Source organism: Streptomyces sp. NPDC030798 (assembly GCF_055572275.1).
Map to the genome: position 1 here is coordinate 35,820 of NZ_JBVIDR010000022.1, position 26,769 is coordinate 62,588.

18 protein-coding genes are annotated in these 26,769 nt (G+C 71.3%); 9 read left to right on the forward strand and 9 right to left on the reverse strand.

Annotation, left to right across the window (positions count from 1 at the left end):
• Complete coding sequence (locus ACZ404_RS34995) at nt 1-3,612, reverse strand: tetratricopeptide repeat protein (RefSeq protein WP_468447091.1); 3,612 nt, start codon at nt 3,610-3,612, stop codon at nt 1-3.
• Nucleotides 3,613-3,643: 31 nt separating this feature from the next.
• The gene (locus ACZ404_RS35000; protein ID WP_468447093.1) at nt 3,644-4,513 is read right to left on the reverse strand and encodes a nuclease; all 870 of its coding nucleotides are present in this window, start codon (nt 4,511-4,513) and stop codon (nt 3,644-3,646) included.
• A 336-nt stretch (nt 4,514-4,849) separates the two neighbouring features.
• On the opposite strand from ACZ404_RS35000, the gene ACZ404_RS35005 reads away from it, so the two are divergent.
• The 3 genes from ACZ404_RS35005 to ACZ404_RS35015 all read left to right on the forward strand — a co-directional run bounded on the left by ACZ404_RS35005 (nt 4,850) and on the right by ACZ404_RS35015 (nt 8,980).
• The gene (locus ACZ404_RS35005) at nt 4,850-5,497 is read left to right on the forward strand and encodes a hypothetical protein (protein WP_468447095.1); all 648 of its coding nucleotides are present in this window, start codon (nt 4,850-4,852) and stop codon (nt 5,495-5,497) included.
• 5 nt (nt 5,498-5,502) lie between these two features.
• Nucleotides 5,503-7,293 (forward strand): alpha-amylase family glycosyl hydrolase, encoded by a 1,791-nt coding sequence (locus ACZ404_RS35010; RefSeq protein ID WP_468447097.1) that lies wholly within the window; start codon nt 5,503-5,505, stop codon nt 7,291-7,293.
• 376 nt (nt 7,294-7,669) lie between these two features.
• Complete coding sequence (locus tag ACZ404_RS35015) at nt 7,670-8,980, forward strand: hypothetical protein (protein ID WP_468447099.1); 1,311 nt, start codon at nt 7,670-7,672, stop codon at nt 8,978-8,980.
• Here ACZ404_RS35015 and ACZ404_RS35020 read toward each other — a convergent pair.
• Complete coding sequence (locus tag ACZ404_RS35020) at nt 8,964-10,721, reverse strand: asparagine synthase-related protein (protein WP_468447101.1); 1,758 nt, start codon at nt 10,719-10,721, stop codon at nt 8,964-8,966. The two genes, ACZ404_RS35015 and ACZ404_RS35020, sit on opposite strands and share 17 nt — an antisense overlap.
• Nucleotides 10,722-10,782: 61 nt before the next feature.
• The gene (locus ACZ404_RS35025; RefSeq protein WP_468447103.1) at nt 10,783-11,412 is read right to left on the reverse strand and encodes a lasso peptide biosynthesis B2 protein; all 630 of its coding nucleotides are present in this window, start codon (nt 11,410-11,412) and stop codon (nt 10,783-10,785) included.
• 501 nt (nt 11,413-11,913) lie between these two features.
• On the opposite strand from ACZ404_RS35025, the gene ACZ404_RS35030 reads away from it, so the two are divergent.
• The 4 genes from ACZ404_RS35030 to ACZ404_RS35045 all read left to right on the forward strand — a co-directional run bounded on the left by ACZ404_RS35030 (nt 11,914) and on the right by ACZ404_RS35045 (nt 18,344).
• Entirely contained in the window at nt 11,914-14,769 is a 2,856-nt protein-coding gene (locus tag ACZ404_RS35030; RefSeq protein ID WP_468447105.1) for a peroxidase family protein, read from the forward strand.
• A gap of 52 nt (nt 14,770-14,821) precedes the next feature.
• Nucleotides 14,822-16,189, forward strand: coding sequence for a hypothetical protein (locus ACZ404_RS35035; protein ID WP_468447107.1), 1,368 nt, complete (start codon nt 14,822-14,824; stop codon nt 16,187-16,189).
• Nucleotides 16,190-16,311: 122 nt separating this feature from the next.
• The gene (locus tag ACZ404_RS35040) at nt 16,312-16,731 is read left to right on the forward strand and encodes a DUF485 domain-containing protein (protein WP_468447109.1); all 420 of its coding nucleotides are present in this window, start codon (nt 16,312-16,314) and stop codon (nt 16,729-16,731) included.
• Nucleotides 16,728-18,344, forward strand: a complete 1,617-nt coding sequence (locus ACZ404_RS35045) for a sodium/solute symporter (protein WP_468447111.1) — start codon at nt 16,728-16,730, stop codon at nt 18,342-18,344. Before ACZ404_RS35040 ends, ACZ404_RS35045 begins: the two co-directional genes overlap by 4 nt.
• Nucleotides 18,345-18,379: 35 nt before the next feature.
• Here the strand turns inward: ACZ404_RS35045 and ACZ404_RS35050 are convergent, their stop codons facing one another.
• The 4 genes from ACZ404_RS35050 to ACZ404_RS35065 form a co-directional block, all read right to left on the reverse strand.
• On the reverse strand, nt 18,380-20,812 hold the full coding sequence (locus ACZ404_RS35050) for a SpoIIE family protein phosphatase (protein WP_468447113.1): 2,433 nt from the start codon (nt 20,810-20,812) through the stop codon (nt 18,380-18,382).
• A 197-nt stretch (nt 20,813-21,009) separates the two neighbouring features.
• Nucleotides 21,010-21,690 (reverse strand): TetR/AcrR family transcriptional regulator, encoded by a 681-nt coding sequence (locus ACZ404_RS35055; protein WP_468447115.1) that lies wholly within the window; start codon nt 21,688-21,690, stop codon nt 21,010-21,012.
• A gap of 32 nt (nt 21,691-21,722) precedes the next feature.
• Complete coding sequence (locus ACZ404_RS35060) at nt 21,723-22,346, reverse strand: HAD family hydrolase (RefSeq protein ID WP_468447117.1); 624 nt, start codon at nt 22,344-22,346, stop codon at nt 21,723-21,725.
• Nucleotides 22,346-23,545: an acetyl-CoA C-acyltransferase gene (locus tag ACZ404_RS35065; protein ID WP_468447119.1), complete on the reverse strand. Its 1,200-nt coding sequence runs from the start codon at nt 23,543-23,545 to the stop codon at nt 22,346-22,348. The genes ACZ404_RS35060 and ACZ404_RS35065 overlap by 1 nt, the downstream gene beginning before the upstream one ends.
• A gap of 183 nt (nt 23,546-23,728) precedes the next feature.
• Here ACZ404_RS35065 and ACZ404_RS35070 point away from each other — a divergent pair, with 183 nt between their 5' ends.
• Both ACZ404_RS35070 and ACZ404_RS35075 read left to right on the forward strand, forming a co-directional pair.
• Nucleotides 23,729-24,568 carry an alpha/beta fold hydrolase gene (locus tag ACZ404_RS35070; protein ID WP_468447121.1) on the forward strand — a complete coding sequence of 280 codons (840 nt, stop codon included), beginning with the start codon at nt 23,729-23,731 and terminating at the stop codon, nt 24,566-24,568.
• A 57-nt stretch (nt 24,569-24,625) separates the two neighbouring features.
• Nucleotides 24,626-25,447, forward strand: coding sequence for an SCO6745 family protein (locus tag ACZ404_RS35075; RefSeq protein ID WP_468447123.1), 822 nt, complete (start codon nt 24,626-24,628; stop codon nt 25,445-25,447).
• A 20-nt stretch (nt 25,448-25,467) separates the two neighbouring features.
• Here ACZ404_RS35075 and ACZ404_RS35080 read toward each other — a convergent pair whose 3' ends face one another.
• Complete coding sequence (locus ACZ404_RS35080) at nt 25,468-26,529, reverse strand: PP2C family protein-serine/threonine phosphatase (RefSeq protein ID WP_468447125.1); 1,062 nt, start codon at nt 26,527-26,529, stop codon at nt 25,468-25,470.
• Nucleotides 26,530-26,769: the final 240 nt, after the last annotated feature.

The window sequence follows — 26,769 nt, forward strand, 5'->3', positions numbered from 1 at the left end:
TCATCCCTCCTGGCGTGTGAAGTGCCTGTTCCGGGCAGGCGTGCGGGTGGCTTGCAGACGGTGGACCGGCAGGCCGCGGCAGCCCGGCGGCCGTGGCGGGTGCGGGTGCTCGGGCAGCAGGTCGAGGTGGTGCCTCGCCTGTGCGGCGGCGGGGCTGCGGGGGAAGTGCGCGAGGACCTGCTGCCAGATGTCGTGGGCGCGGTCGGTGTCCTGCCGCCGGCGCCAGAGGTGGCGGGAGCGTGCCCGCGCCTCCAGCGCGCAGGCGAGATGCGCCCATTCCCCGGCGTCACCGCCGGAGTGTTCGACGGCGCTCTCCAGCAGCCCGACGGCCTCGGGGAAGCGGCCTTCCCGGTAGGCGACCCAGCCGCGGGCGTCCTCGCAGGTCGCGAGCCCGCTGGGGTCCAGGACGCTGGAGGCGCTCCGCAGAGCCCCGTCCGCCATCAGGTGCGCCTCGTCGAGCTTGATGCCGTGCTCCGCGTAGAACATCGCCAGGCGTGCCGTGAGCGTGACCAGCGTGGTGCGCAGGGCCCGTTCCTCGTCGGTGCCCCGCGCGGTCGCCAGTCGGGCCGAGCAGGCCTCCTGCGCCTCCAGCAGTTCCTGCTCCACCTCCCGGGGTTGCTCACTGCCGGCCACCAGACGCGCGAGGCGCTCGTGGATCCGGGAGGCGTCCGGCTGCTGTCTCGTGGCGTCGATGGCGCGCAGGGCGCCGACGGCTTCGTCCGAGCGGCCGAGGAGGTCGAGCACGGTGGCCAGTTCCTGGTGCATCTGCGCCTCCACCCCGGCGCCCAGGGAGACTTCGCGGGTGGCCGTGACCAGCTCCTCGCGGGCCCGGTCGAGGAGCAGGTCGCTGTCGCCGTCCGGTGACGTCCTGGCCTGTCGGCGGTAGGTACGGGCCAACTCGAGCCGGGCGACGTCCCGTTGCTCTCCCGCCGGCAGCAACTCGATCAGGCGGAGCAGCGTCTGCTCCGCCAGGTCGTACTGGGCCCGCTGGTCGCGGTAGAGCCGGGCCAGGGTGAAGCGCGGGTAGGCGTACAGCGGGGCCAGTTTCAACGCGTCACGGCAGTCCCGTACGGCATCGCCGATGCGGCCCTGACGCGCGTGCACCGCGGCCCGCCCGGCCGTCGCGCGCGCACGCGGGGACAGATCCGGCGGATCGGCGGACAGCTCCGTCAGCCGCTCCTGGCCCAGGCGACCGGTGCGGTAGCGGGGGCAGACGGTCTTGGGCGACCTGTTGACGGCGGCGTCGTAGGACTCGATGGAGCGCCGGTAGTTGTCCGAGGCCTCGTCACGGAGCCCCGCGTCGCACTGGGAGTCCCCGAGGGCCGCGTGCGCGTCGGCGAGTTCGACGTACCACAGCGAGGGCTTCTCCACGTGGGCACCCGATTCGTCTCCGACGGCGTCGGTGAGCAGGCGGACCGCCGACTTCCAGTGCGCGCGCTGTTCGTCGGAGGGAGGGGTCATCAAGGCCAGGGAGGCGTGCAGCAGACCCGTCTCCCGGTCGGTGAAGGACACTTCGGGCCGCGATGCCCCGGATTCGCCGCGCAGTTCCTCGATTCTCCGCAGTGCCGCACGCAGGCCCGGCTCGTGGAAGGTCTGCCGTGCCCGGCGGGCGTCGGCCCATGCCCGGGCCCAGCGCAGACTGAAGCGTCTCTCCCAGCCGGGGGTGCCGGGGGCGGTGCCGTCGTCCGGCGGCCACTGCTGGTCGACCGTGCGGCGCAGGTCCTCCCTGTCCGGCTCGAGGGCCAGCGCCTTGCCCGCGAGCGCCCGGCCGGCCCGTTCGTCGGGGACGACCAGCGCGAGCAGGAGCCATGCCACGGCGTCGTCGGGGTGCTGGTGGGCCGCCAGGACGAACAGATCGGTGGCCAGGTCCCGAGCCGCACCGCTGGTCTGTGTGAGGGCGGTGAGGCTGCCGACGTCCTTCACGGTGACGTGGTGGTTCTGGGGGTCCCGCTGCAGGGCCTCCAGATAGGCGAGGCGCGCCCGGTCCTCGCGGCCGTACTGCAGGAGGATGCGGCCCCGCAGCGCGTGGAGTTCCGGCATGTCGGGGGCCCAGCGGATCGCGGTACGCACGCGTCGCCCGGCCCGGCCGGCACGGTACCGGCGGACCGGGCCGCCCCCGCTGCCGGCGAGTTGCAGCCAGCACTCGGACTCCCGGCCGACGACGTGCGCGATCCGTTCCGTCAGCGGCCGGACGGCGGTGGTGTCGCCGTCCCGCACCAGCCTTCGCGCCCGCTCGTCGATCAGATACTGCTCCGTGTGCCGAAAACAGCGAAGGGCCTGTCGCACCCTGCGGTTCGACTGCCGGGTGCGCGTGTGCTGCTGGTGGCCGCCGTGCTTCAGGAGCGCCTCGCCGATCCAGTACGAGGCCAGGCCGTCCTCTCGGCCGCGGGTGTGCGACGGCCGCTCGAGGGCGCTGCGCGCCGCCTGGACCGCCTGCTCCAGCAGCTCGGTCCGCTTGCCGGCGTCGACGTCCGGACGGTCCGCCTGCTCGAGGAACGCCCTGGCCAACTGCACCCGGGCGGGAGCCAGCGCCGGGTCCAGCGCGACCGCCTTCTGCCACATGAGCACCGGCCCGCTCCACACCGCCTCCGACACCGGGAGGTCGATCTCGGTACGGACGCGGCGCTGTTCGCGGTAGACGAGTCCGAGGTTGTGGTACGCGGCGGCGTACCCGGGGCTGTGGGCGAGTGCGGCGCGGAAGTGGTCCTCCGCCTCGTCCAGGTACTGCAGCACCCCGTCCCGCTGGAAGCGCCGATAGCTCTCCAGGCCGTCCACCAGCCGCTGGAAGCTGTCGAGGTCGGCACCCGACTCCGCCGCTCCGGGCCGCTCGAGCTCGATGCGGTGCGCGAGTTCCCTGGCCAGCCGGGCATCGGCGCCGCGGAGGTCGCCGTCGATGCCGACCTGCACCGACCACGAACGGCCCCCGCGCAGGCCGGACTGGGTCGCGACGGCCTGCAGCACCCCGTCCGCCTCGACCAGGGATCCCTGCAGCGTGGTGCCGAAGAGCCGCTCCAGCCAGGCGATCACGGTGCCGACCTGAAGGGTGAGCGGACCCAGGGTGAGCGTCCCGACCTCCGTCGGCCGGATGTCTCCGCCCAGCCCGGCGGCCGCCACGCCGGTTTGGAACGGCACGCGGGCGGACGACCGGCGCACCATGTCGCCCCGGTTGCCGGCCGGGTTGAGCACGTCGGCGGGCGTCATGAACGGTTCCTGGCGCACCAGTTCCACGATCCGCCGGATCTCGCAGTCCAGGAGCTCGGCGAACCCCGCGGCGACGGCGGCCGCCGGTCCGGTGCCGTCGTCACCGGCCAGGTTCTTGAACGGCAGGATCCGGACCGGCCGGGAGCGGCACAACGCGGCCGCCAGCAGGATCACGGCGAGCGCGACACAGGCCCAGGCGGCAGGAGACATCTTCTGGACGAAGTCCCGGTCGGTCGCGATCAGGACGACGAGCAGCACGAGCGCGGCGGCCGCCAGGAGCAGGAACTTGTTGACACCGCGCAACGCCCACCACCACAGCAGGCCGATCCGCCGAGGCCGGTGCGCCCGGCCGAACGGCCCCCGGACGGCGATGCGGACGGTCTCCCTGCCGAGCTGCTCGAGAGAGGGCATGACGCGCGCGCCTCCCACCCGCGACCGCGGGCTACTTCTCGTCGAAGACGAGATCTTCCGGCTCGTGCGTGAGCTGCACGGTGTTGCCGTTGGTGACGTCGACCACGGTGCCGAATCCGGTGGACTGCCCGCTGGAGACGATGAACAGCCGGTCGTCCCGCTGCTCCAGATACGCCGGGAAGCCCGCGAGTGAGGGATGCCCGTCATTGAGTATCAGGTAGTCGGCCAGGCGGCGGAACAGCTTGGGCAGCAGCACCGACGAGTCGGTCAGCGAAGCCAGGTCGTCGACCTTGGCGCCACTGCGCGTCTCGTCCCTCGGCCACAGCCCCTTCCCGGCAGTCCGGGCTTGCACCGCCGCCTGTGTCATGGCGTCGCGCAGGTCGACGAAGAGGTTGCGGTAGAAGGTCGGATAGGCCAGGCCTTCGGTCAGCTGGTGGTGATTCACCGTCTGTTTCAGGGTCTCGACGCCGACACCGACGAAGGTGCCGCTGTCGCCCAGTCCTGGGTCGCCCCGGCCGGCCAGGGCCACGCACCGCCCGTGCACGTCCGCGTTGCGGGTCAGGATGTAGCCGGGCCGGGCATCGGGGCTGCCGGACGTGACGACGCCATGGTCGTCGCGCTGTACGTTCTCGAACCCCAGCCAGGTGAGCAGCTCTTCGGCCGCGGCCCCGGCGAACGGCGGGGGCTGGTGCAGCTCGGGGCCGTGGAGCGGGCGGTAGTGCGTCTCCAGGGTGTCGATCCCGTCCAGTCTCAGCTGCGCGCCTCCGGCGTGGTTGCGCTGCACGCGCCGGCCTTGCAGCCGGTCCCACTCCGTCGGGTCGGACGGGTAGAACCGCACTGAGTCACCGTCAGGGCTCGCCCCGTGGATCTTGTATTCGCCTTTGATCAGCAGCATGGTCATGACGGCTCTTCCTCTCGGTTCGTTTCGGGATGGTTCTGATGAGAGAACAGCCATTTCCATCGTCTCTCCGGGGGCACCGGGCGTCCACCCAAAAAATTGGTTGACCCGTCAAACAGCGGAGGGGGAAAGGATTATCGACAACTGTTCGGGCCGAGAGGCGCTGTTGGCGCGGGAGTGGAGGGATACTGGAGGTCGGGGAGGTTTCCCGCCGACCTCGCGTTCATCGCCTCAGGCAAGTGAAGAGAGGTGGTGTCGACGATGTCTTCCCGCTCACCTAAATGGGTCGTCCCAGCACTTCACGCATTGACCATTGCCATTGCGCTGATCATATTCGGGATGCTCATCGACACATTTATCGCCAATGCGACGAACCGTACACAGAATGTGGGGGCTTCGATCATCGGCGTGTTCGGCGCGCTGGTGCTGGCTTTTCTGGCACTCGCGAGTCCCGGAGCTCTGGAAGAACTCTCATTCGGTCCGTTCAAGGCCCGATGGCGCATCAGCCAGATCGAATCCACGGTCAAGTCGATCCAGATGGCTGTCGTCGGACTGCTCAACCGCCACGAGCGCAGCCACCTGAGAAAACTGGCCGGCGAGCGCGACGACCTGGTGGAGCCCAACCGGGACATGTTCAAGCAGCTGAAGCGCCTCCAAGAACTGGGCTACCTCAATCCACGGTTCGGCCAGCCAGACCTGTCGGAACTCGAGGAGAAGATGAGGTATACCAAGTACTTCCGCCTCAGGGACTACCTTGAAATCACGAGGATGGGAGAAGAGTATCTGCGGATCTACCGGGAATCGACTCCGCCGATAAAGGTCGGCTCGACCGGGGAAGTCAAGATCGACGGAAAGTCGTACGGCAAGGCCGAGAACTGGCACGGCATCGTCGACGACGCCCTCGACGCCGGCTGGATCAAGGAGCCGGACTACGAGGACGTGACCTGGGCGACCGGCGTGCCGGAAAGCCTCAAACCCAAGGGCTGACCCGCATGGCCCCTGACGTACCACCAGGCATGGGTGCGATGCCCTGCCCGCACGGCACCGGCTTCCGGGTCTGGGCGCCGCACGCCGAGGGCGTGGACGTGGCCGGATCGTTCGACGGATGGGCAACGACGCACCCGATGACTCCCGACGGCGGCGGATACTGGTCCACCCGGGTCGCCGCCGCGGGGCCGGGCGACGAGTACAAGTACCTCGTCACCACCCAGGGCGGCGCGCTGTGGAAGATCGACCCGTACGCCCGCAGGCTGACCGACTCGACCGGGAACGCTGTGATCGATGCCGCGGACTTCGAGTGGGGCACGGACGACTGGCACTGCCCGGACTGGGACGAGCTCGTCATCTACGAGGTGCACGTCGGCACCTTCAACCCTGCCCCGGACGGCAGGCCCGGTCGGCTGTCGGGCGTGGCCGAGAGACTGGACGAGCTGGCCGACCTCGGCGTGACGGCGATCGAACTCATGCCGGTGACCGAGTACGCCGGAGAGGTGTCCTGGGGCTACAACCCGGTGTCGGCGTTCGCCGTGGCGGGCGCCTACGGGTCCCCGACCGACCTGAAGGCGTTGGTCGCCGACGCCCACGAACACGGCCTGGCGGTCCTGGCCGACGTGGTCTACAACCACCTCGGCTGGGCCGATCTGGACGCCGGACTGCGTCGCTTCGACGGCTGGTACGAGAACGAGGGCGACGGCATCTACTTCTACAACGACTGGCGCGGCGGCACACCATGGGGTCCGCGCCCCGACTACGGAAGACCCGAGGTCCGCAAGTACCTGCGCGACAGCGCACTGTCCTGGCTGGAGGAGTACCGCATGGACGGCCTGCGCTGGGACGCCACCGCATTCATCCGCAACGCCGGCGGCAGCGACGAGCAGGCCGAAGAACTCCCCGACGGCTGGGCTCTGCTGCGCTGGGTCAACGACGAGATCCATGCCCGGCAGCCATGGAAGATCAGTATCGCCGAAGACCTGCGCGACGACCCCAGGATCACCGCTGGCACCCCGGCGGGCGCCGGGTTCGGCTCGCAGTGGGACAGCGGGTTCTGCCACGTTCTGCGCGCCGCGCTCACCGCCGCCGAGGACGAGCAGCGCAGCATGGGACACGTACGCGACGCGATCGAGCACCGCATCGGTGACCGCGCGCTCTCCCGGGTCGTCTACACCGAGTCCCACGACGACGTGGGCGGCGGCAACGCCCGCGTCCCCGAGGCGATCCGTCCGGGCGACGCCGAGGGCTGGTACTCCAAGAAGCGCTCCACGCTCGGCGCCGCCGCCGTCATGACCGCGCCCGGCATACCGATGCTCTTCCAGGGACAGGAGTTCCTCGCGACCCGGCCGTTCGACGACCGCACCCCGCTCGACCGGGCCGGGCGCGATCGCCATCGCGGCATCATGCGGCTCTACGGCGATCTCATCGCCCTTCGGCGCAACCGCGACCACACCACCGCCGGACTGCGCGGCGACCGGGTGGAGGTGTATCACTGCAACGACACCGACAAGGTCCTCGGCTTCCACCGCTACGCCCAAGGCGGTCCGCGGGACAGCACCGTCGTCGTGCTCAACTTCGGCCATCGCGGCTATGCCGACTACCGGCTCGGCCTGCCCCGCGCGGGAGTGTGGCGCGTCCGTTTCAACAGCGACTGGGGCGGCTACGATCCCGAGTTCGCGGACTCACCCAGCTTCGACGTCGAGGCGGACGGCAACGGGCAGGACGGACTGGCCTGGGCAGGCGGCATCGGCGTCGGCCCCTACAGCGCCGTCGTCCTGTCCCAGGACCTGTGACGACGGCAGCGCCACGGTCGGGGCCAGGGCGGCCGGCGTCCGGCACGGCCGCGCGGTCGACGCCCCCCAAGATTTTCGCCCTGGTGTTCGGACCGTCGGTCCCGGCGGCGTCGGTCCCGCGGCGGCGCGGCGAGGACCATCTGGTCGACGCAACCCCGGACATCCCACGTCCGGCGGATGGCGGAGGAAGTGGATCACCACGGACGATGGTGCTCGACCCCATGGCGCGGCAGGCACGGTCCTGACTCCGCGCCGCCGTGTACAGGGCCGCCGGTGCCGGCGAGGGAGGCACTCGGCGGTGTCCGCCGGTCCCGCGCCGGTCGTCACCGCCGACAGGCGTGACCATGGCATCCGGCCGACGTCAGGAGGTGATGACGTGAGTGCTTCCCCCGGGCCCGACTCCGGCGCGGACGCGCACGCGCACCGGCAGTCGCTGACCTCGCGGCGGTCGCGGGTGGCCATGGTCGCGATCGTGCTGGTCCTCCTCACGACGACGGTGTGGCTGGCCCGGTTCGGTCTCGTGGACTTCCTCCACGCTCTGACCTTCCCCGGCCGCGTCACCGGTGCCCTCCTGCTGGCGATCTCGCTCACCACGCTCCTGGCAGCCGCCGCGGTGCTGGACCACTGGCTCCGGCGCAGCTTCCCGTACTCGGGTCTGGTGGCGATGGTCGGCGCGTTCGCGGCCCTTCTGACCAACGGGATGATCCTGGCCAAGACGGTGAAGGACGGCGACTCCACGGCCTTCCCGGTCCTGTTCGGTGCCCTCACGGCGGGTTCGGCATGGGCGCTGTTCGCGGTGTGGCGGACCTCGGTCACGGTCCCAGGTCCCAAGCGGGTGGCCGCCGCGGTGATCGTGTCGTCGATCATCGCGATCGGCAACTTCGGCTACCAGAACCTCTATCAGCCGTACCAGCGGGAAACCAGGCCCCTCATCACGCTGTCCGTGGGGAAGCCCGTGCCGAGCAAGGACCGCAAGGCGTTCGCCGTCCCGGTGGACGTCACGCTGCAGAACCACGGCGAGTTCGGTTTCTACGTGCTCGGCACCGAATTCCACGCCATGGGCAAACGGGTGCCGCTCGCGCCGAAGGACCGGCTCCGCGACAAGTGGCGGACCGATGCCACGCAGTGGACCAAGGGCTCGGAGGTGAACCCGCTCTCCCGCCGGGAGATCCACCAGCCGGGCGAGTTGGTGGAGGCTCAGCCCTGGATGCCCTACGGCGAGTGGATCGAGCCGGGCGACACGTTCGCCACGCGCATGCTGGTGCAACTGCCCATGGACACGCCCTACGACCAAGTGGCGTTCTACGCCACCGCCAGCCTCGCCCGCAAGGACCGGCTCGCACTGGAGCCGCCGCTTCACTTCGTCGCGCTCTCCTGGGGCAGTGGCAAAGCCCCCGCATGGGTGAAGCAGCAGCAGAAGCAGGGAGTCGACTCCCTCATCTACCGCGCCCGGGTGCACGAGAACAACGCGCTCGACGAACGCACAAGGGACCCGCGCTACGTCACCGTGTACTGGAAGTTCGGCACGCACGGCGCCAGTGTGGCGACCACCGTCACGCGTGAGGGCGAGGAGAACCACATGCCCAGCGCGGCGGAAACCCGCGAGGTGGTGAGCCGTTACGGACTCGCCGACCTCCTGTCGGGCCCTGTCGAGCTGAGTCTGTGGGAGATCAAGAGCCGGCGGTGACGGGCTCCGCCGCGCCGGGCGCGGCGGAGCGCCGGTCCAGTCCCTCCAGCCAGGCGATCAGGGCGAGCGAGCTGTTCAGCCGGTCCCAGGAGGAGGAGTCCCCCCTGCCGAGCCGAGCCTCCCGCAGCGCCCGGCACAGCATCTCCACGTCGAACATCTCCGCGATCAGCGGATGCTCGGCACCGCGGCACAGGGCGACGAGTTCGTCGCCGTGTCTGCGCAGGCCACGGGCGTAGAGGGCGTCGAAGGGCACCTTGGCCGTCCGGTCGCGGATCGGCGCCGGGAGGAGGTCCGCCATCGCCTCGCGCAGAACGGCCTTGGGGCGGCCCGGATGCGCCAGGGCGTCGGCGGAGAGGCGGCGCATCGTGGCGACGACCTCGGGGTCGAGGAACGGGTGCGTCAGGAAGAACCCGTCCTGGTGCGCCCGGTTCCAGGACAGCAGGTCGGGAGCGGCCGTGTAGGTGACCGCGTCGTAGAGCGACCGTTCCGGCCTGCGGCCGTACACGAAGCGGCTCTCCGCGACGGCGGCCTCCCGGTAGCCGTGGGCCCGCGCGAATCCGGATCGCAGCCATCGGGGGCGGTGGAAGGCGCCGAGGCCGCCGAGCACCGTTCCGCCGTGGGCCAGTGCGGCGACCCGCTCGGCCGTGAGCGGAAGAGCCGGCTGGACCACGTAGTCGTGCACGACGTCCCGCACACCCCGTTGGCTGCGCGCGGCCCAGGCGCGTGCCTGCTCGGTCATTTGCCGGAGGTGTCCCGTGCGGGCGAGCCGGTGCAGGTGATACGGGTTGGCGTCGGCGATCGGATCGGCCCCGCAACCGGTGAGGAGGGTGTCACAGCCCCGTTCCGCGGCGGCGGCGTGCAGACGGCTCCAGAACGGGGCGCGGAAGGCGTGCGCGTGAGGCTCGTCCGCGTCACCCGCGTGCTGGGGGAAGTCGTCGAAGTCGGCCACGTCGTCGGCGTCGACGATCACCGGGCGGGCCGCGGGCGCGTAACGGAGGATCTCCTCCGTCGCGGCGTCGAGGTAGGGCTGCTCGGTGGCGAGCTCCCCGTGGGAGAAGCGCCCGGTGAGCAGCACCAGGCCGCCGGGTCCGCCCTGTTGCGCGGTGCGCAGACGTGCCACGAGCAGTGCGACACCGGCCGAGTCGGTGCCGCCGGAGACGTGACATGCCGTCATGGTGCCCATGCGGCGCCCCACGGCGTGCTCCAGTGCGAGGCGCAACTCCCGCGAGGCCCCACTCGCACGGGGGTCGCACGATGCCGGCACGGGCGGGTCGTCGGCCCGGCGGATGCGCCCCGGTGTGCGACCGCGCAGCCGCCCGGTCGACGAGAGCTCCACCACCTCGCCGCCGAGGACGCGGTGCACCCCGGCGAAGGGGGTGAGGTCCGTGTGCGGTTGCGCCATGTTCCCGGTGAGGTACCGGCAGAAGTAGTGAGGATCCAGCTCCGAGGCGTTCCCGAGGCGGCGGGCCGAGGTGCTCACGGCGGTCACACGGCCGCCGGACTCCCTGAAGAACAGGGGAATGCGTGCCTGCTCGTCCCGTGCCAGCAGGATCCGCTCCCGGGAGACCACGACGGCCGCGTAGTCGCCGACCGGCAGGAGCGGGGCGGCTGCCTCGCGGCCGAGGCCGTCGAGAAGGTCACGTGCGCCCGCCACGCGGTCGCGAACCGAGCCGGCCCAGCCGACGACGGCGACCGTGCCGGTCGGCGAGGACACCGTCGTCACGAGTCCCTGACGCGCCATGGCATCGGAGGTGCGGAGCCTCGGTGCGCCGCCTGCCCACTCGAGGCGGAGAGCCTCCACGTCACTGTCCTCCGCCGTCGATCAGCAGCACCGGGGTGAAGGCGTGCCCTAGTGGATCGGCGTCGGGGATGCACAGGCCGGCCGAGACCGTCCAGGCGTGCAGGGCGAGCGGGTGCTCGCGCAGCCCGACGTGCAGAACAGCCTTCAGCCCGCGCCGCCGCAGCAGCAGGAAGGCCGTCACCGCCTCGGACTTGCAGTCCCCGTTGACGAGCCAGCTTCTGCCGCTGTGCTTGCGCACCGCCTGCTTCAGCCGCCGGACCTCGTCCTCGGAGGGAAGGTCGGCTCGCGTGTACTCCGGGACCATCACCGACAGCAGCCGGAGGGCGCGCCCGAATCCCACGGTGTGGACCAGCAGGTGCACCGCGTGCAGCCACAGCCCGACGCGGGCGTCCGCGCACGCCTTCGGGCAGTGCCTCGCGCACCCTGCGCGAACGAGAGCGGCGACGAGGTCGGCGCGTTCCTCGGAGCCTGCGCCGGCGGCGGCGAACTCCCGTACCTCCGTTGTCGTCAGGCCGAGAAAGCGGGTCCGCTTCCAGTCCGCGATCAGCACCCCGTTCGACATCCGGGTCACCCGGCAGTGCGGTGACAGGAACTGTGCCATGGCCTGCAGGGCATGGGTGTCCTCTGCCACCGCGAACCTCCAGACTCACCCCGGGATCGTGTCAGGACTGGTATCCGTGACCGTCGTACATTCCGCCGCTGAAGCCTCGGATGAGACGGCCGTTGCCGAGCAGGACGAGCCGGCAGGGACGGCGACGCCGAAGAAATCGGATGAACATCGCCCACCTCCAAGATCAGGCAGGACCGATCAATTCCAGGCTACGCCTCCGGGAATGGCCCGCAACCGGGCTACGGTCTCCGCCTGGAAGCCGCATGGCACGTACGGACAGCCTCGCGACATGCGAACGGCAACGGGGTGCGCAACCATGGTCGAGGGGGCTCGGCGGTGAGGAGATCCCGCGCGCTCCCCGACTCGTTACGAGCGCGGCGATGCCCTCGGGGCGGCACCGGCCGGCGCCGCCGCCCGCATCCTCGACAACGCACGCGACGGCGGTTTCCGCATCACTACAGCGTCCCTGGCACGGCGTGCGGGCAACGGCGCGAACCCGCGTAGGAAGGGCATGGCGCAACCATGAGCAGGACAGATGCGTACGAGCGGTACGAGGGCGGCAGCGCGGAGGCCGAGCGGCTGCTCTTCGAGAAACTGGCCGAGGAACTGATGCGTGTCCAGGCCGGGAACAGGAAGTCCGGCGGGGCAGCGGCCTTCGCCAGGACCTTCCATGCGAAACCGGTGCTCGGCGTGGAGAACGCCCGGCTGAGAATCCACGACCAGGTGCCGCCCGAGTTGCGGACCGGCTTCGTCCGGCCCGGCGCCGAGTACCCGGTCACCGTCCGGCTGTCCAACGCCAGTGGCACGCCGCAGGCCGACTCCCTGCCCGACATGCGGGGTGCGGCGCTGCGCGTCGAGGCCTCCGACGGCACGCACGACCTTCTCATGACGAACTTTCCGGTGTCCCACGCGCGCAACGCCCGTGAGTTCGTGGCGTTCGCCAGGGCGATGGCGGGTGCCCGCACCCGCCCGCAGAAGGCGTTCGCGCTGTTCGTCAAGCTGCCCCTGACCGTCGGCGGGCCCACCGCCGCCCGGATGCGCCGCAACGTGCGGGCCGGTGCGCGCGGCGACGTACGCAGCCTGGCGCTGGAGACGTACTGGAGCCGCGGCGCCATCCTGTGGGGTGAGGCGGGGCCGGTGCGCTACCAGTTGCGCCCGGCGCGCGGTGCACCCGACGCGCCCGTACCGTCCCCCGCCGGCCCGGACCGTCTGAGCCGCGAGCTCGCGCAGCGCCTGGCCCGCGGCGACGTCGTCTTCGAGCTTCTCGTACAGCGCTTTGTCAGCGAGGAGGCGACCCCCGTCGAGGACGGCTCGGTGGAGTGGCGGGAGGAGGTCGCACCCGCGGTGCCCGTGGCCACCCTGACCATCCCCCGCCAGGACATCGGCACCGCCGAGGCCCGCGCGGCCGCGCGCAGGATCGAGGAGCTGGCGTTCAACCCCTGGCACACCACGGAGGAGTTCCGCCCGCTGGGCAATCTCAACCGTGCCCGCAAGGCCGCCTACGAGGCGAGCAGCGCGCAGCGGCTGGGGTACCGCTTCACCACGGAGGAGCCGTGGCGCAACAAGGTGCTGGGCGCTCCGGTCGGCGCCGCGTTCCGCGTCCTCAACCGGTGGGTGCCGTGGTACCGGCTGCCGTTGCCGGTCGGCCTGCTCAACCTCGTCTTCCTGCGCAAGACGTTGCGCAGGCAGAACCTCATCGACACCGATCACCACGAGGCACCGCCGCGGACGGTCCCTGTGCCGCCGCCGATCGACGAGTCGCTGCGGGTGGCCCGCAGTTACGACGGCACGTTCAACGATCTGTCCGCCCCCGGGATGGGGGCCGTGGGCGCGGCCTTCGGCCGCAACATGCCGCCCGTGCTGCGCCCGGACCTGTTCGACCGACCCAGCCCGTACGAGGTCAGCAGGCTGCTGCTGCGTCGTGACGCGTTCCTGCCCGCACGGTCCCTGAACCTGCTGGCCGCCGCGTGGATCCAGTTCCAGGTGCACGACTGGGTCAACCACAGTCGCTACCCGACGGGTACCTCCGACGTGGAAGTGCCGCTCCCGCCGGACGTGGAGTGGCACAACACCCCGGGCGGTCCCGCGGAACACGTGATGCGCTTCGCCGAGAACGTGTCGACGGCGACGGACGGCATGCCGGTCCACTTCGCCGACTCGGCCTCGCACTGGTGGGACGGCTCGGAGCTCTACGGCGGCGACGAGAAGGCCGCCCGCTCCCTGCGCGACGCCGACGGCGGCGCCGGACTGCGCCTGGAGGACGGCCATCTGCCGCTCGGCCCGAACGGCGTCCCGCTCACCGGTGTGCGCGAGAACTGGTGGCTGGGGCTCAGCGTGATGCACACCCTCTTCGCCCGGGAGCACAACGCGGTGTGCGCGGCGCTGCGGCGCGAGTATCCGCGGATGGAGGAGGAGCGTGTCTACCACACGGCGCGGCTCGTCGTGTCGGCTCTCATCGCCAAGATCCACACGGTGGAGTGGACACCGGCGATCCTCGCCACCGAGGCGATCGACATCGCGCTGAAGACCAACTGGCAGGGCCCGCCCGCCAAGTGGCTGGAACGTCTGGGGCTGTGGCTGTTCGAAGCGCACTCGCTGACCGGCATTCCCCGGACCGTGCCCGACCACCACGGCGCGCCGTACTCCCTGACCGAGGACTTCGTCACCGTCTACCGCATGCATCCGCTGATCCCGGACGACTTCGAGATCTGCGACCACCGTTTCGGGCGGCGGCTCGACCTCCTCGGCTTCGACGACGTCCAGGGAGCCGAGGCCGAGCCCCTCATGCGCAAGACCGGGCTGCCGGACTCGCTGTACTCGTTCGGCATCGCCCATCCGGGCGCGATCACCCTGCACAACTTCCCGCGCGCACTGCAGCACTTCGAGCGGGACGGCGAGATCATCGACCTGTCCGTCGTCGACCTGGTGCGTACCCGCCGCCGCGGTGTCCCTCGGTACAACGACTTCCGGGCCGGTCTGCACAAGGAGCGCATCCGCCGCTTCGAGGACCTGACGGAGGAACCCGAGACGCTGGCGCGGCTGAAGGAGCTCTACCGGTCGGTCGACGAGATCGACACCATGGTCGGGTTGTTCGCGGAGAACCCCCCGACCGGATTCGGGTTCAGTGACACGGCCTTCCGCGTCTTCATCCTGATGGCGTCCCGGCGGCTGCAGAGCGACCGCTTCCTCACCGTGGACTACCGTCCCGAGCTCTACACCCCGCTCGGCATGGACTGGATCGAGCGCAGTGGCATGACCGAGGTCATCCTGCGGCACTGCCCCGAGCTGGCGAGCTTCATGCCGCGCGACGCAAGCGCGTTCGTCCCGTGGCGCCCGGTGGCGACGCCCCACAACGGCCCCCGCACCACGGAGTCCTGAGTCGGTCGGAGGGCGCCCCTGACATGGGCGCCCTCGAGACAAGGAGAGGACCATGACGGTGTCCACCCGGCATCGGGGTCTCGAGGCGCTGCTGGCGCGGCCGCTGCTGGAAACCATATGGCGGCGCCGCACCCACCGGGTCGGCCGGGGTGCGGCCGTCCCCGCCGGCTCGATGAGCTTTTCCTCGTCCGACGGCCCGCTCCCGCTCGGCGAGCTGGAGGAGGCGGTGCTGATCGCACTCACCGGCTGCACCGGACTCACCATGCCGGACCGGCCGTTCGAGGATCCGCGCGACGGCAAGCCCATCATGGCCAAGCCGAACCTCAACATGGCCGGCCGGGCGGCGGGCAGCCCCGACAACGCGCAGGGCACCCACTTCTTCCTGATCAACGACAGCGGCACCTACTACCTGCGCAAGCTGCCGCCGTCCCCGGACGCCTCCTTCGAGCCCGACGCGCTGGTGGAGCGGGCCCGGCAGGCCAAGGTGCGGGTCCTGGACCACCGCCTGGACGTCGCCGCGGACCTGCGCGACTTCCCGGCCTACCTGGACTCCAACCGCGTGCTGTCCAACCTGCCGGGCAGCACCGTCCTCCTGCCGGTCGTCGACCTCTCGCACCAGTACATCAACGGCCTGATGTACCTGCTCACCCAGCCGGACGGGGCCCGGCCGACGCTCGTCGACGACCGCAACTTCTACCGCCCCGCCGGGGTGCGCAGGTGGGTGCGCAACGGCTTCCTGAACAAGGACCTCAAGCTGCCGCTCGGTGTGCTGGGCCCGCTGCGGACCCAGATCGAGGCCGAGCTGCTGCTGCAGAATCTGATGCTGACGGCGGACGCCATGGGGCTCGGCGCGTGGATCCATGCCTCGATCAATCCGCAGATCATGCTGGGCGACCCCAAGTTCTCGGCCCGGTACGGGCGGATGCTCGGCTTCGACTTCGTCACCCCGCGCTGGCGTCCGCTGGACCTGCCGCGCTGGCAGCTTCCGCTGCCCAGGTTCGCGACCGCGCGGTCCCATCCGGTCGGGCTCAGCGTCGGCGGCGAGCCGCTGATCAGGGCGGCCTGCCCTCCGTACCACCCCTCGATGTCGGAGGCCGTCGACGCGGTCGTCCGGGGGAAGTTCGGGCCGAAGGGCATCTATCACGACAAGGATCTCTTCACGGGCATCTACCGCGACGACTACGGGCGGCGCTACCTCGCCGAGGCACGCGAGTACGACCGGCGGGTCGTCGAGTGCGCCCGCGACGTGTGCGAGTACCTCCACGCCACGCACGGCCGGTTCCCCGCACACGTCGACGCCATCCAGGTGCCCGGCATCTGGCTCCAGGTGCATCATCCCGAACTCGGCTACTACGAACGGTATTTCCGGGACGGTCTCACCGAGGCGCACCGGGAGCACGCCGGGCTGTGGGACACCTGACGGCTCTGGCGGTCACCGTAACGACCCCGAAACGTGACCCACAGCGCCTTACGATCCATTCCGACCAGTCGGTATCGTGCGCGGCCAGCCCGTTCCTTCCCAGTCCGCGGAAAGGCCCTGCCATGACATTCGCCGACGAGAACCGATATCCGCCCTCGGAGTCCGGATGGCCGCCGCAGCCCGCCGGCGAGCGCTACTCCCGCTGGGAGGAGCCGTACGCGTACGAGACGCTCGAGGACCGTACCGGACTCGCCGCCCTCCGCTCGGCCTACCGCCGGCTCCGCCGGGTCTCCTCGCTCGCCGCGCTCGGCTCCTTCGTGGTGTACGTGGTCCTGTCCTGCGGTGCGCCGGGCCTGATGGGATCCAGGATCGCCGGGGAGCTGAGCCTCGGCATGGCCCTGGGGGTCCTGCAGCTCGTCGTCGCCTTCGCGGCGGTCTTCTGGTACGGGCGCAGCGCACAGCGCAGGGTGGATCCGCTGGCCCGCGCCGTCAGGGAGCGGACGGCGGCTCCCGGCGTCCGGGGCGCGGGAGCGGCGAGGTGAACGACTTCAGCTCCGGGACGCAGGCCACCGTCCTCCTTCTGTTCACCGCCCTGGTCACCCTCACCCTGCTGATGTGCGTGATGGCGGGACCGGACCGCGACGACCTGGCGAACTTCTACACCGGCTACCTCAAGCTCACCCCGCTCAAGAACGGCCTGGCCATCGCGGGGGACTACATCTCGGCCGCCACGGTGCTGAGCACCTCGGGAATCGTCGCGCTCGCCGGGTACGACGGCTACGTCCTCGCGGTCAGCACCGCCCTGTCCCTGGTCCTGCTGATGTTCCTGCTGGCCGAACCCCTGCGCAACGCCGGCCGGTTCACCATGGGCGACGTCCTGGCCCGCACCATGCCCGGGCGGGCCGTGCGGGTCGCCTCCTGCGCCGTGACCCTTGCGGCGACCCTGCCCTTCCTGGTGGTCCAGCTCTCCGGGGCCGGATCGCTGCTCACCTTCATCCTCGGCCTCCCGCACGTGACGGGCGCCAGAACGGTGTGCATCGTCATCGTCGGCAGCCTGATGATCCTGTACGCCGCGCTCGGCGGCATGCGGGGCACGGCGCTCATCCAGATGATCAAGATCGTGCTCCTGCTCGGCACGAGCCTGCTCGTCGCCGTCCTCGTCCTGCACCGCTTCGACTGGAGCCCGGGCGAGCTGCTCAGGGCGGCCCAGCACGGCAGCGGCGCGGGCCCCGCCTTCCTGCAGCAGGGCCTGGAGCTCGGCACCTCCCCCGGCGAGCGGTTGGACTTCATCGGGCTGCAGATCACCGTGGTCCTCGGTGTGGCCTGCCTGCCCCACATCACCATGCGTCTGTACTCCGCGCAGGACGCGCCGGCCGTGCGGCGCTCCATGTCGTGGGCGGTCGGCACGGTCACCACCTTCTGCCTGCTCGTGATCGTCATGGGCACGGGCGCGGCGGCACTGGTGGGGTCGCGGTACATCATCGCGGCCGACCCACAGGGCAGGACGTCGCTGCTCATGCTGTCCCAGACGCTCGGCGGGCCACCCGGCTCCGCGGGCACGACCCTTCTCTACTCGGCCGTGGCCGGCATGGTCTTCATCACCCTGCTGTCATCGGTCGCGGGGATGACCCTGGCGGCGGCCTCGTCACTCGCCCACGACCTGTTCGCCCACGCGGCGCGGCGGGGACGGGCCGAACCGCGTACGGAGATGACGGTGGCGGTGTGGTCGAGCGCGGCCGTGGGCACCGTCGCCATCAGCCTCTCCATCCTGGTGCAGAACTGGAACGTCGGCGTGCTGACCACGCTGGCCATCTGCATCGGGGCGTCGGCGGTCGCACCCGCGCTCACCTACTCCCTGTTCTGGCGCGGGTTTACGCGCACCGGCCTGCTCGCGTCCCTCTACGGCGGGGCGGCCTGCGCGCTGCTGCTGATGGTCTTCTCACGGGCCGTCTCGGGAACACCGTCCGCCGTCTTCCCGAACGCCCACTTCGACCTGTTCCCGCTGCAGTCCACCGGGCTGGTCTCCGTCCCGTTCGGCTACCTGGCGGGCTGGCTGGGCAGCCGGCTCGACCACTGGCGCCGCGCCGCCGCCGGGCGCGAGCACCGGCGGCTGTACGAGGAGAGCGAGGCACAGCTGCTCGCCGCGGCCGAATGACGTGCGGGCCCGGGCCGCTCCGGTCGAACGGTCCGTCAGGCGAGCGTGCCCGCCAGGGGTTGTTCGGTCCACACGGTCTTGCCCTCGCGGGAGTACCGGGTGCCCCAGCGCTCGGCCATCTGGGCCACCAGGAACAGGCCGCGCCCGCCCTCGTCGGTCGTGCGGGCGCGGACCAGGTGCGGCGAGGTGTGACTGGTGTCGCTGACCTCGCACACCAGTGACCGTTCCCGGATCAGCCGCAGGGTCGCGGGGCCGCCGGCGTAACGGTAGACGTTGGTGACCAGTTCGCTGGCGATCAGCTCCGTGGTGAACGCCAGGTGCTCCAGACCCCATTCGGACAGCTTGGCCGAGGTCAGTGCCCGGGCCCGCGCCGCGCTGGCGGGCTCGGGCGGCAGCTGCCAGGAGGCGACGTCGTCCGGTGGCAGCCTGCGGGTGCGGGCGATCAGCAACGCCACGTCGTCGGCGGGGTGCGCGGGCACGAGTGAGTCGACCACCGACTGGCAGGTCCGCTCCAGCGGGTCCGCCGGACGGGTGAGCGCCGCGCACAGCTTGGTCAGGCCGAGGTCGGCATCGGTCCGGCGTTCGCCGATGAGTCCGTTGGTGTAGAGGCACACCAGGCTTCCCTCGGCCAGTTCGATCTCCCGGGACTCGAACGGCAGCCCGCCCAGGCCGAGCGGAGGACCGGCGGGCAGGTCGAGCGGTGCCACCTGTCCGTCCGGAGCGGTCAGCACCGGTGGCGGGTGGCCGGCGCGGGCCACGGAGCAGCGCCCGGAGACCGGGTCGTACACCGCGTACAGACAGGTGGCGCCGACGACCTGCTCCCCCACGGGCCGTTCACCGGCCGCCTCCTGTTCGACCGCGAGCAGGTCGACCAGATCGTCCAGGCGGGAGAGGACCTCGTCCGGTTCCATGTCGAGGCTGGCCAGCGTGTGGACGGCGGTGCGCAGCCGGCCCATGGTGGCGGCAGCGTGGATGCCGTGGCCCACCACGTCGCCGACGACGAGGGCGACCCGTGTCCCGGACAGGGGGATGACGTCGAACCAGTCCCCGCCCAGGCCCGGGGCCGCGCTGGCCGGCAGATAGCGCAGGGCCACCTCGACGGCGGACTGGTCGGGAACCGCCCGGGGCAGGAGGCTGCTCTGCAAGGTGAACGCGGTCTGCTGCTGTTGGGTGAAGCGCCGGGCGTTGTCGATGGCCACGGCGGCGCGCGCGGCGAGTTCCTGGGCGAGGGTGAGATCGTCCGCCTCGAAGGGATCGGGGCGACGCGAACGCCACAGGGTCATCACGCCCAGCACCAGGCCGCGGGCGGCGACCGGCACCACGATCAGGGAGTGGACACCCAGGTCCGGAGCGTGGGCCCCTTGGCGGCCTTGGGTGGAGAACCAGTCGGGTGGCAGAACCGGTTCCAGGACGGCTCGCCCCTCGGCCAGGCATCTGTCCTGCGGTGTGCCGGGCCCGAACTCCACCGGCTCCCCCTGCGGGTGGGGCGGGCCGGGCCGCTGCGCGCCGACACTGCTGGCCCCCACGCGCACCACGGGACCGGCCAGGGCGTGGGCCGGTTCCGCACCGCGCGTCACCGGCTGCAGCAGGTCCACCGACGCGTGGTCGGCGAGGTGAGGCACCATCACCTCGGCGAGTTCCCGGGCGGTCTCCCCCACGTCGAGGGTGGTTCCGATACGGCTGCCGGCCTGGTCCAGAAGCGCGAGCCGGCGCTGTGCCCGGTGGCGTTCGGTGATGTCCTCGATCATCTCGGCCACGCCCAGGATGTGGCCGGAGGGATCCTTCATCGGGAAGGACGAGACCATCGCGACCCGCTCCCGCGCCGGATCCCACTGCAGGCGGACGAACTGCTCGGAGTAGACCATGGGCTTTCCGGTCTCCAGCACCCGGCGCACCCGCTCCACGGCCCTGTGCGCGTCGTCGGGGAGAAGGAAACAGCCGGTGGGCAGCCCGCGGAACTGCGCTGCCGGAACGCCGCTGAACCGTTCGATGGCCCGGTTGACCCGCAGAAGCCTCAGGTCGGGTCCGTGGACGACCAGGCCGATGGGGCAGCGGCGGTACAGCCCGTCGAGCACCGCGCGGTCCCGCTGCCACTCCAGGACGTCGGCGGCGAGTGCCCCGGCGACGAGCCACTCACGGGTCCGGTCGTCCCGGGCGAGCGGCTGGGCCTGGAGCCCCATCTCCACGGGCCGTCCGTCGCGGTGCCGCACGTTCAGCATCCCGAACCAGCCGTCGGCTCTCGTACAGCTCGCGGCCGCCTCCCTGACGGCCGACAGATCGCGCGGATCGACCAGGGTTTCCAGGGCCGGCCGGCCGATCACGGCTGCCGCCGGGTGGCCGAGCAGCTCGTGGGCCCGCCGGTTCCATCCGACCACGGCTCCCCGGTCGTCGAGCACCGCCAGGGCGGCCAGGTGCGGGGCGAACGGATCGTCGTGGCTTGCGCTGGGCTCCGTCGTCCACTTCTGCACGGCTCGACACCACCTTGTACGGTCACCGGTCCTGTGCCGCAGATCCGCACCCCGGCCGGCTTCCCGGCGCCGCTGATCTGCTGATGCCCTGTACGGCTATTGAAACCCGGTGAGCAGGCGCGGTCGCGCCCGCCGCGCGGCATGGCGTGGCGGAGTCCTCGGATCACCTCCGTCACGGGCGTCCGGGGCCGGGCGGATCAGCGGTGTCCGGGGAACCGCAGGGCGTTGGCCCAGAGCCGGGTGACCGTCGACACCAGCTCCTCGAAGTCGCCGTCCCCGTCGTCGCGGAGCACGAAGGCGTTGTAGGCCATGACACTGACCATGCCCGACAGCGCGCGGGAGGCGATCATGGGATCGACCTCGCGGTCCGCGACGCCCCGCGCCTGCAGATCGGCGATGCCGCGGGCATTGCGCCGGATGAACGCGTCCGCGCGCCGGCCGCGGAACTCGCGGAACTCCGGCTCCACCTGCGCCACCTGCTCGAGCAGGGCCATCAGCTTCGCGTTCCGCCGGTAGGCCTCGAGGTAGGCGCGGTTGCTCGCCTCGAGGACCGCATAGGGATCGTCGGCGTCCTCCACCCGGCCCATGCCGGGGTGCATCATGTCCTCCTGGGCCTCCAGGAGGACAGCGGCGAGCACCTCTTCCTTGTTGGCGAAGTAGGTGTAGAAGGACCCCGCCGCGCACCGGGCCTCCTGGGTGATGTCGGTCAGCCGGGTGTCGAGGTAGCCGTCCCGTTCGAACACCTTGCGCGCAGCCTTCAGCAGGGCGGCCCGCGTCCTCGCTCCGCGCTGCGTGGTCGGCGGCTCGCGCAGGTGGGAGAGGGGCGCCACAGGCGGCACCTTCTCGCTGTCGATCTCCTCCGGCGCACGGGTGTCCATTCCCGGGACTGTACGTGAACCCGACGTCATCGTCATGTGATCGCGAAGCGCTCGGCGAGTTGGCGGCGGGTGTCGGCGGCGCTGGTGTGCAGCACTCCCCCGATGCCGAGCCGCGCCGCTCCGTCGAGATTCTGCTGCAGATCGTCGATCATGACCGCCGCCTCGGGGGCGACGCCGAGGCGTTCGCAGGCGAGCGCGTAGATCCGCCGGGAGGGCTTGCGGACGCCGACCTCGGCGGAGATGACGACGGCATCGGCGACAGCGGTGAGGTCGACTCCGTCGTACGTCCCGGTGCCGAAGGAGTTCGACACCAGTGCGACGGGATGCCCGGCGGCCCGGAGACCGCCGAGCAGCGCGAGCATGTCCCGGTCGATCGAGATACCGGCCTGCATCCGGGCCGTGAGCCCCTCGGCCGGTACGTCCGCCCCGTGGGCGCGGAGCCGTTCGGCGAAGCCCCGCTCGAAGGTCCCGGTGTCGATGCGGCCGCACTCGTGGTCGGCCAGGAGGGCGCGGGAGCGCTCGTCACGGCCGAGGAGGTCCAGCGGCAGGCGCGGGTCGCCGCCGAGCGAGGCGCCGAACTCGGTGAAGGCCCGCAGCACACTGGTGGTGAGGACGCCGCCGAAGTCCACCAGCAGCGCCGTGCGGCGCTCTCCCATCAGGCGACCTCGAACAGTCCGGCGGCGCCCATCCCGCCGCCGACGCACATCGAGATCACCACGTACCGGACGCCACGGCGCCGGCCTTCGACGAGCGCATGCCCCACCAGGCGGGCGCCGGTCATTCCGTAGGGATGACCGACCGAGATCGCGCCGCCGTCGACGTTGAACCGCTCCGGGTCGATGTGCAGTTCGTCGCGGCAGTACAGCGCCTGGGAAGCGAACGCCTCGTTGAGTTCCCACAGGCCGATGTCGTCGATGGTGAGGTTGTGCTGCTTCAGCAGTTTCGGAATGGCGAACACCGGGCCGATGCCCATTTCGTCGGGCGCGCAACCGGCGACGGCCATGCCCCGGTAGACGCCCAGCGGTTCCAGTCCTCGGCGCTCGGCCTCCTTGGACTCCATCAACACCGACGCCGAGGCACCGTCCGACAACTGCGAGGAGTTGCCCGCCGTCACGCTGGAGCGTGCGCTCACCCGACCGTCCGGCAGCACCGGCGTCAACCCGGCCAGGCCCTCGAGCGTGGTCGACGCGCGGTTTCCCTCGTCACGGGTCAGGGTGACCTCCTCGTCCCGCACCTGCCCGGACTGCTTGTCGAGCACCTTCTTGACGCTGGTCAGCGCGACGATCTCGTGGTCGAACCGGCCGGCGTCCTGCGCCGCCGCGGTGCGCTGCTGGGACAGCAGCGCGAACTCGTCCTGGCGTTCCCGGCTCACGCCGTAGCGCTCGGCGACGATCTCCGCCGTCTGCAGCATCGGCAGGTAGATGCCCGGCCTGTGCCCGGCCAGCCAGGGATCCGTCGCGCGGTGGCTGTTCATGTGGTCGTTCTGGACGAGGGAGATGGATTCCACCCCGCCGCCGACAGCGACCTGCATGCCGTCGGAGACGATCTGCTTGGCGGCCGTCGCGATGGCCATCAGGCCCGACGAGCACTGCCGGTCGATCGTCATCCCCGGCACGGTGTCCGGGAGCCCGGCGCGCAGAGCGGCCTGGCGCGCGACGTTGAAACCGGAGGATCCCTGCTGCAGGGCGCAGCCGAGGACGACGTCCTCCACCTCGCCGCCCTCCAGACCGGCCCGCCGTACCGCGTGCCCCAGGGCGTGCGCGGCAAGTTCCTGCGCCTGGGTGTCGTTGAACGCGCCGCGGTACGCCTTGCCGATCGGTGTCCGCGCCGTCGAAACGATGACTGCTTCTCGCATGTCGCCTCACTACTTCCTGTCGGTCCGGTCGCTCCGGTCGGCCGGGAGCCGTCTCGGGGGCTGTTTCTAGTTGAATCCGGCGTCAAGTTCAACCTCTGTCCATCGACGCCCACGGGCCTTGACAGCACGCCCACATCGCTGGAGGCTACCGACCAGTCGGTATGAGAGGTGGGCGGACGGACCGTGACCGAGCTGAGCATCTCCACGCCTGCGGGCGTGTTCGACGCGATCGCGGCCGGTCCGCCCGACGGCCGCCCGGTGCTGCTGCTGCACGGCTTCCCGCAGACGGGACGGGCGTGGCGACGGCAGCTGGCGGCGCTGGCCGCCCACGGTTGCCGGGCGGTGGCACCGGACCAGCGCGGGTACTCCCCCGGCGCCCGGCCCGAACGGCCCGAGGACTACCGCATGGACCGTCTCGTCGACGATGTGCTCGCCCTCACCGAGGAACTGGGCTGGGCGGAATTCGACCTGGTCGGCCACGACTGGGGAGGCGCGGTGGCCTGGTGGACGGCCGACGCCCACCCCGGCCGGATCCGCACGCTGACCGTCGTCTCGACCCCGCACCCCGGAGCCCTGGCCACTGCCTTGCGCACCGACGAGGACCAGCGCACCCGCTCCCGCTACATGATCGACTGGCGCGACGCACCCGCGACCGAGGAGCGCATGCTCGCCCACGGAGCCGCGGAGCTTCGCGCCCTCTACGCCGGCGGTGTCCCGCAGGACAGTGCCGAGGCCTACGTCCGGCACCTGACCCGGCCCGGCGCGCTCACCGCCGCGCTGAACTGGTACCGGGCCGGCCGCCCCGAGGGCGCGATCGGCACCGTCGAGGTGCCCACGCTGTACGTCTGGAGCACACAGGACAGTGCCTTCGGCCCGGCGGCCGCGCAGGAGACCGGGCGGTGGGTCGACGGGCCGTACCGGTTCGAGACCCTCCAGGGCGTCAGCCACTGGGTTCCCGAGGAGGCCGCGGAGACGCTGAACCACCTGCTGCTCGACCATCTGCACGCGCACGGCGACCACTGAGCCGCGGCGCCCACCCCGTCATCGGCTCTTCCAACAGACTCTTCCGAGAGGTGACCCGTGAAGACAGCGCGCGCGGCCTGGCGCCGCCTGGAGCCCGTACACGCCATGATCTACTTCGTCCCCGAGGCGCGTCGGCGGTACGCGGACCTCGGACTGAGCGGACGCGCCGGGTACTTCACCTCGCGCAGCGCCGCGTTCGGCCGGGCCTCCGCCGAGCTGATCACCTCGACGTTCTACAACTTCAACCCGGCCTTCGTACGGCAGGCGGTCGACGGTGCCTGGGAGGCGACGACGCCGCAGCAGGTGCTGGACGCGCGGTACGCGGCGGCGGGCGAGGCCCTGCGGCGGGCCGGAATCCACGAGCTGCCCGCTCTGGACGAGGTCCTGGCGCTGACCGGCCGGGCCGCCGAGGCGGCCTGCGCACACCCCCAGGGCCGCCCGCTGTTCGCCGCGCACGCCGCACTGCCCTGGCCGGAGGAGCCGGTACTGCGGCTGTGGCACGCCCAGACGCTGCTCCGGGAGTTCCGGGGAGACGGCCATGTCGCGTGCCTGGTGAGCGAGGGCATAGGCGGCCTGGAAGCCCTGATCCTGCACGCCGCGACCGGGGACGTCCCGGTCGAGTTCCTCAAGGCGAGCCGCGCCTGGCCCGAGGAGGAGTGGGCCGAGACCGAGGAGCAGCTGCGCAAGCGAGGTCTCCTGGACGGCGACTCCCTCAGCCCGCAGGGCGAGGACCTGCGCCGGCACATCGAGGACCGCACCGACCGTCTGGCCCTGCCCGCCTACGCCGCCCTCGGTGAGGCCGACTGCGAGCGTCTCGCCGAACTCGCCCGACCCTTCGGCGCCGCGGTACGCGACGCCGGCCTTCTCCAGCTCGGCTGACCGGAGCCGCTGCCGGCCCCCTACAGGTTGCGCTCGGGAGCCTCGTGCGCCCCGTGCGCCTCGTGGTGCCGGCAGCGGACGGCGATGGCCGCGATGTCGTCCTCGAGCCTTCCACCGCTGTAGCGGAGCAGGTCCTGGTGCAGCTGGTCCAGCAGCTCCCGGGGAGCCGCCTGGCCGAGGTGCCGCATCCACTCGGGCAGCGGGAAGAACGCGCCGGTGCGGTCCCGGGTCTCCGTTACGCCGTCGGTGTAGAGCAGCATCTGGTCACCCGAGGCGAAGGCGAAGGTGTCGACGTTGTAGTCGTCCCCGATGAGTGACGCGAGATTGAGGGGCGGCGAGGCGACGGTGGGCTCGAGGACACGGACCTCCCCGCTCCGCATCAGCAGGGGCGGGGGGTGCCCGCAGTTCAAAATTTTGGCATGCCCGCTGCCGTACGGGATCTCGGCGATCAGAGCGGTGGCGAAGTGCTCGGGCTGGTCCGGGTCGAGGACCGCGACGCTGTAGCGGCCCATGGTCCTCTCCAGGCGATGGATGATGCCTCTGAGGTCGGGCTGGTCGTACGCGTTCTCCCTGAAGCAGTTGATCACCGCCGAGGCCGCCCCGACCGCCGCCAGTCCCTTGCCGCGCACGTCACCGATGAGCAGCCGTACCCCGTACGGCGTATCGGTCACCTCGTAGAAGTCGCCGCCGATCCGGGCCTGCTCCTGGGCCGCCAGGTACAGCGACTCGATGTCGACGTCCTGGACACGGCGCGGCAGCGGGCGCAGCAGGACCTGTTGCGCCGCGTCGGCGACGAGCCGCACCTGGAACAGCGTCTCCTCCCGCTGGATCCGCAGATGGCTCGCATAGGCGGCCGCCAGGGTCACCGCGACGATGGCGGCCGCCGTGTAGGGCGTCCCCAGGTCGGAGTAGAGAAGACTGAGCCCGATCATGACCAGCAGGCAGAACGTCCCCAGGAGGATCGTCGGAAGCACGGGCCACATCGCGGCGGCGAGGGCGGGCGCGGCGGGCAGGAGACGGCTGAAGGCGATCTCCCTGGGGGTGGCGACGGCCAGGCAGCTGATGAGGACGGTGAGGAGCACGGGAGACAGCAGCGCGGTCTCGCGTCGGCCACCGGAGGGAGGGCGCTGGCGCCGAGGCCGTCCTGTCCTGATCACAAAAGTATCCTATCCGGGCATAACGCTCTTCGTTCCGCGAAGCAGGCGCCGGCCGGCACGGCAGCGAGGGCAGGTACGCCTGTACGGCACGTCGGGCAGGCAGGGTCTCCAGCCCCTCGCGGACAGTCCGGACCCGGCGCGCTCACACACGCGCCGGGCGAGGCA

Coding starts and splice junctions, on each gene's coding strand:
- ACZ404_RS35060 (WP_468447117.1), bottom strand. CDS start 22,346: ATGGGAGAGCGCCGCACGGCGCTGCTGGTGGACTTCGGCGGCGTCCTC.
- ACZ404_RS35065 (WP_468447119.1), bottom strand. CDS start 23,545: ATGCGAGAAGCAGTCATCGTTTCGACGGCGCGGACACCGATCGGCAAG.
- ACZ404_RS35020 (WP_468447101.1), bottom strand. CDS start 10,721: ATGGCGCGTCAGGGACTCGTGACGACGGTGTCCTCGCCGACCGGCACG.
- ACZ404_RS35010 (WP_468447097.1), top strand. CDS start 5,503: ATGGCCCCTGACGTACCACCAGGCATGGGTGCGATGCCCTGCCCGCAC.
- ACZ404_RS34995 (WP_468447091.1), bottom strand. CDS start 3,612: ATGCCCTCTCTCGAGCAGCTCGGCAGGGAGACCGTCCGCATCGCCGTC.
- ACZ404_RS35030 (WP_468447105.1), top strand. CDS start 11,914: ATGAGCAGGACAGATGCGTACGAGCGGTACGAGGGCGGCAGCGCGGAG.
- ACZ404_RS35055 (WP_468447115.1), bottom strand. CDS start 21,690: ATGGACACCCGTGCGCCGGAGGAGATCGACAGCGAGAAGGTGCCGCCT.
- ACZ404_RS35005 (WP_468447095.1), top strand. CDS start 4,850: ATGCTCATCGACACATTTATCGCCAATGCGACGAACCGTACACAGAAT.
- ACZ404_RS35000 (WP_468447093.1), bottom strand. CDS start 4,513: ATGACCATGCTGCTGATCAAAGGCGAATACAAGATCCACGGGGCGAGC.
- ACZ404_RS35040 (WP_468447109.1), top strand. CDS start 16,312: ATGACATTCGCCGACGAGAACCGATATCCGCCCTCGGAGTCCGGATGG.
- ACZ404_RS35035 (WP_468447107.1), top strand. CDS start 14,822: ATGACGGTGTCCACCCGGCATCGGGGTCTCGAGGCGCTGCTGGCGCGG.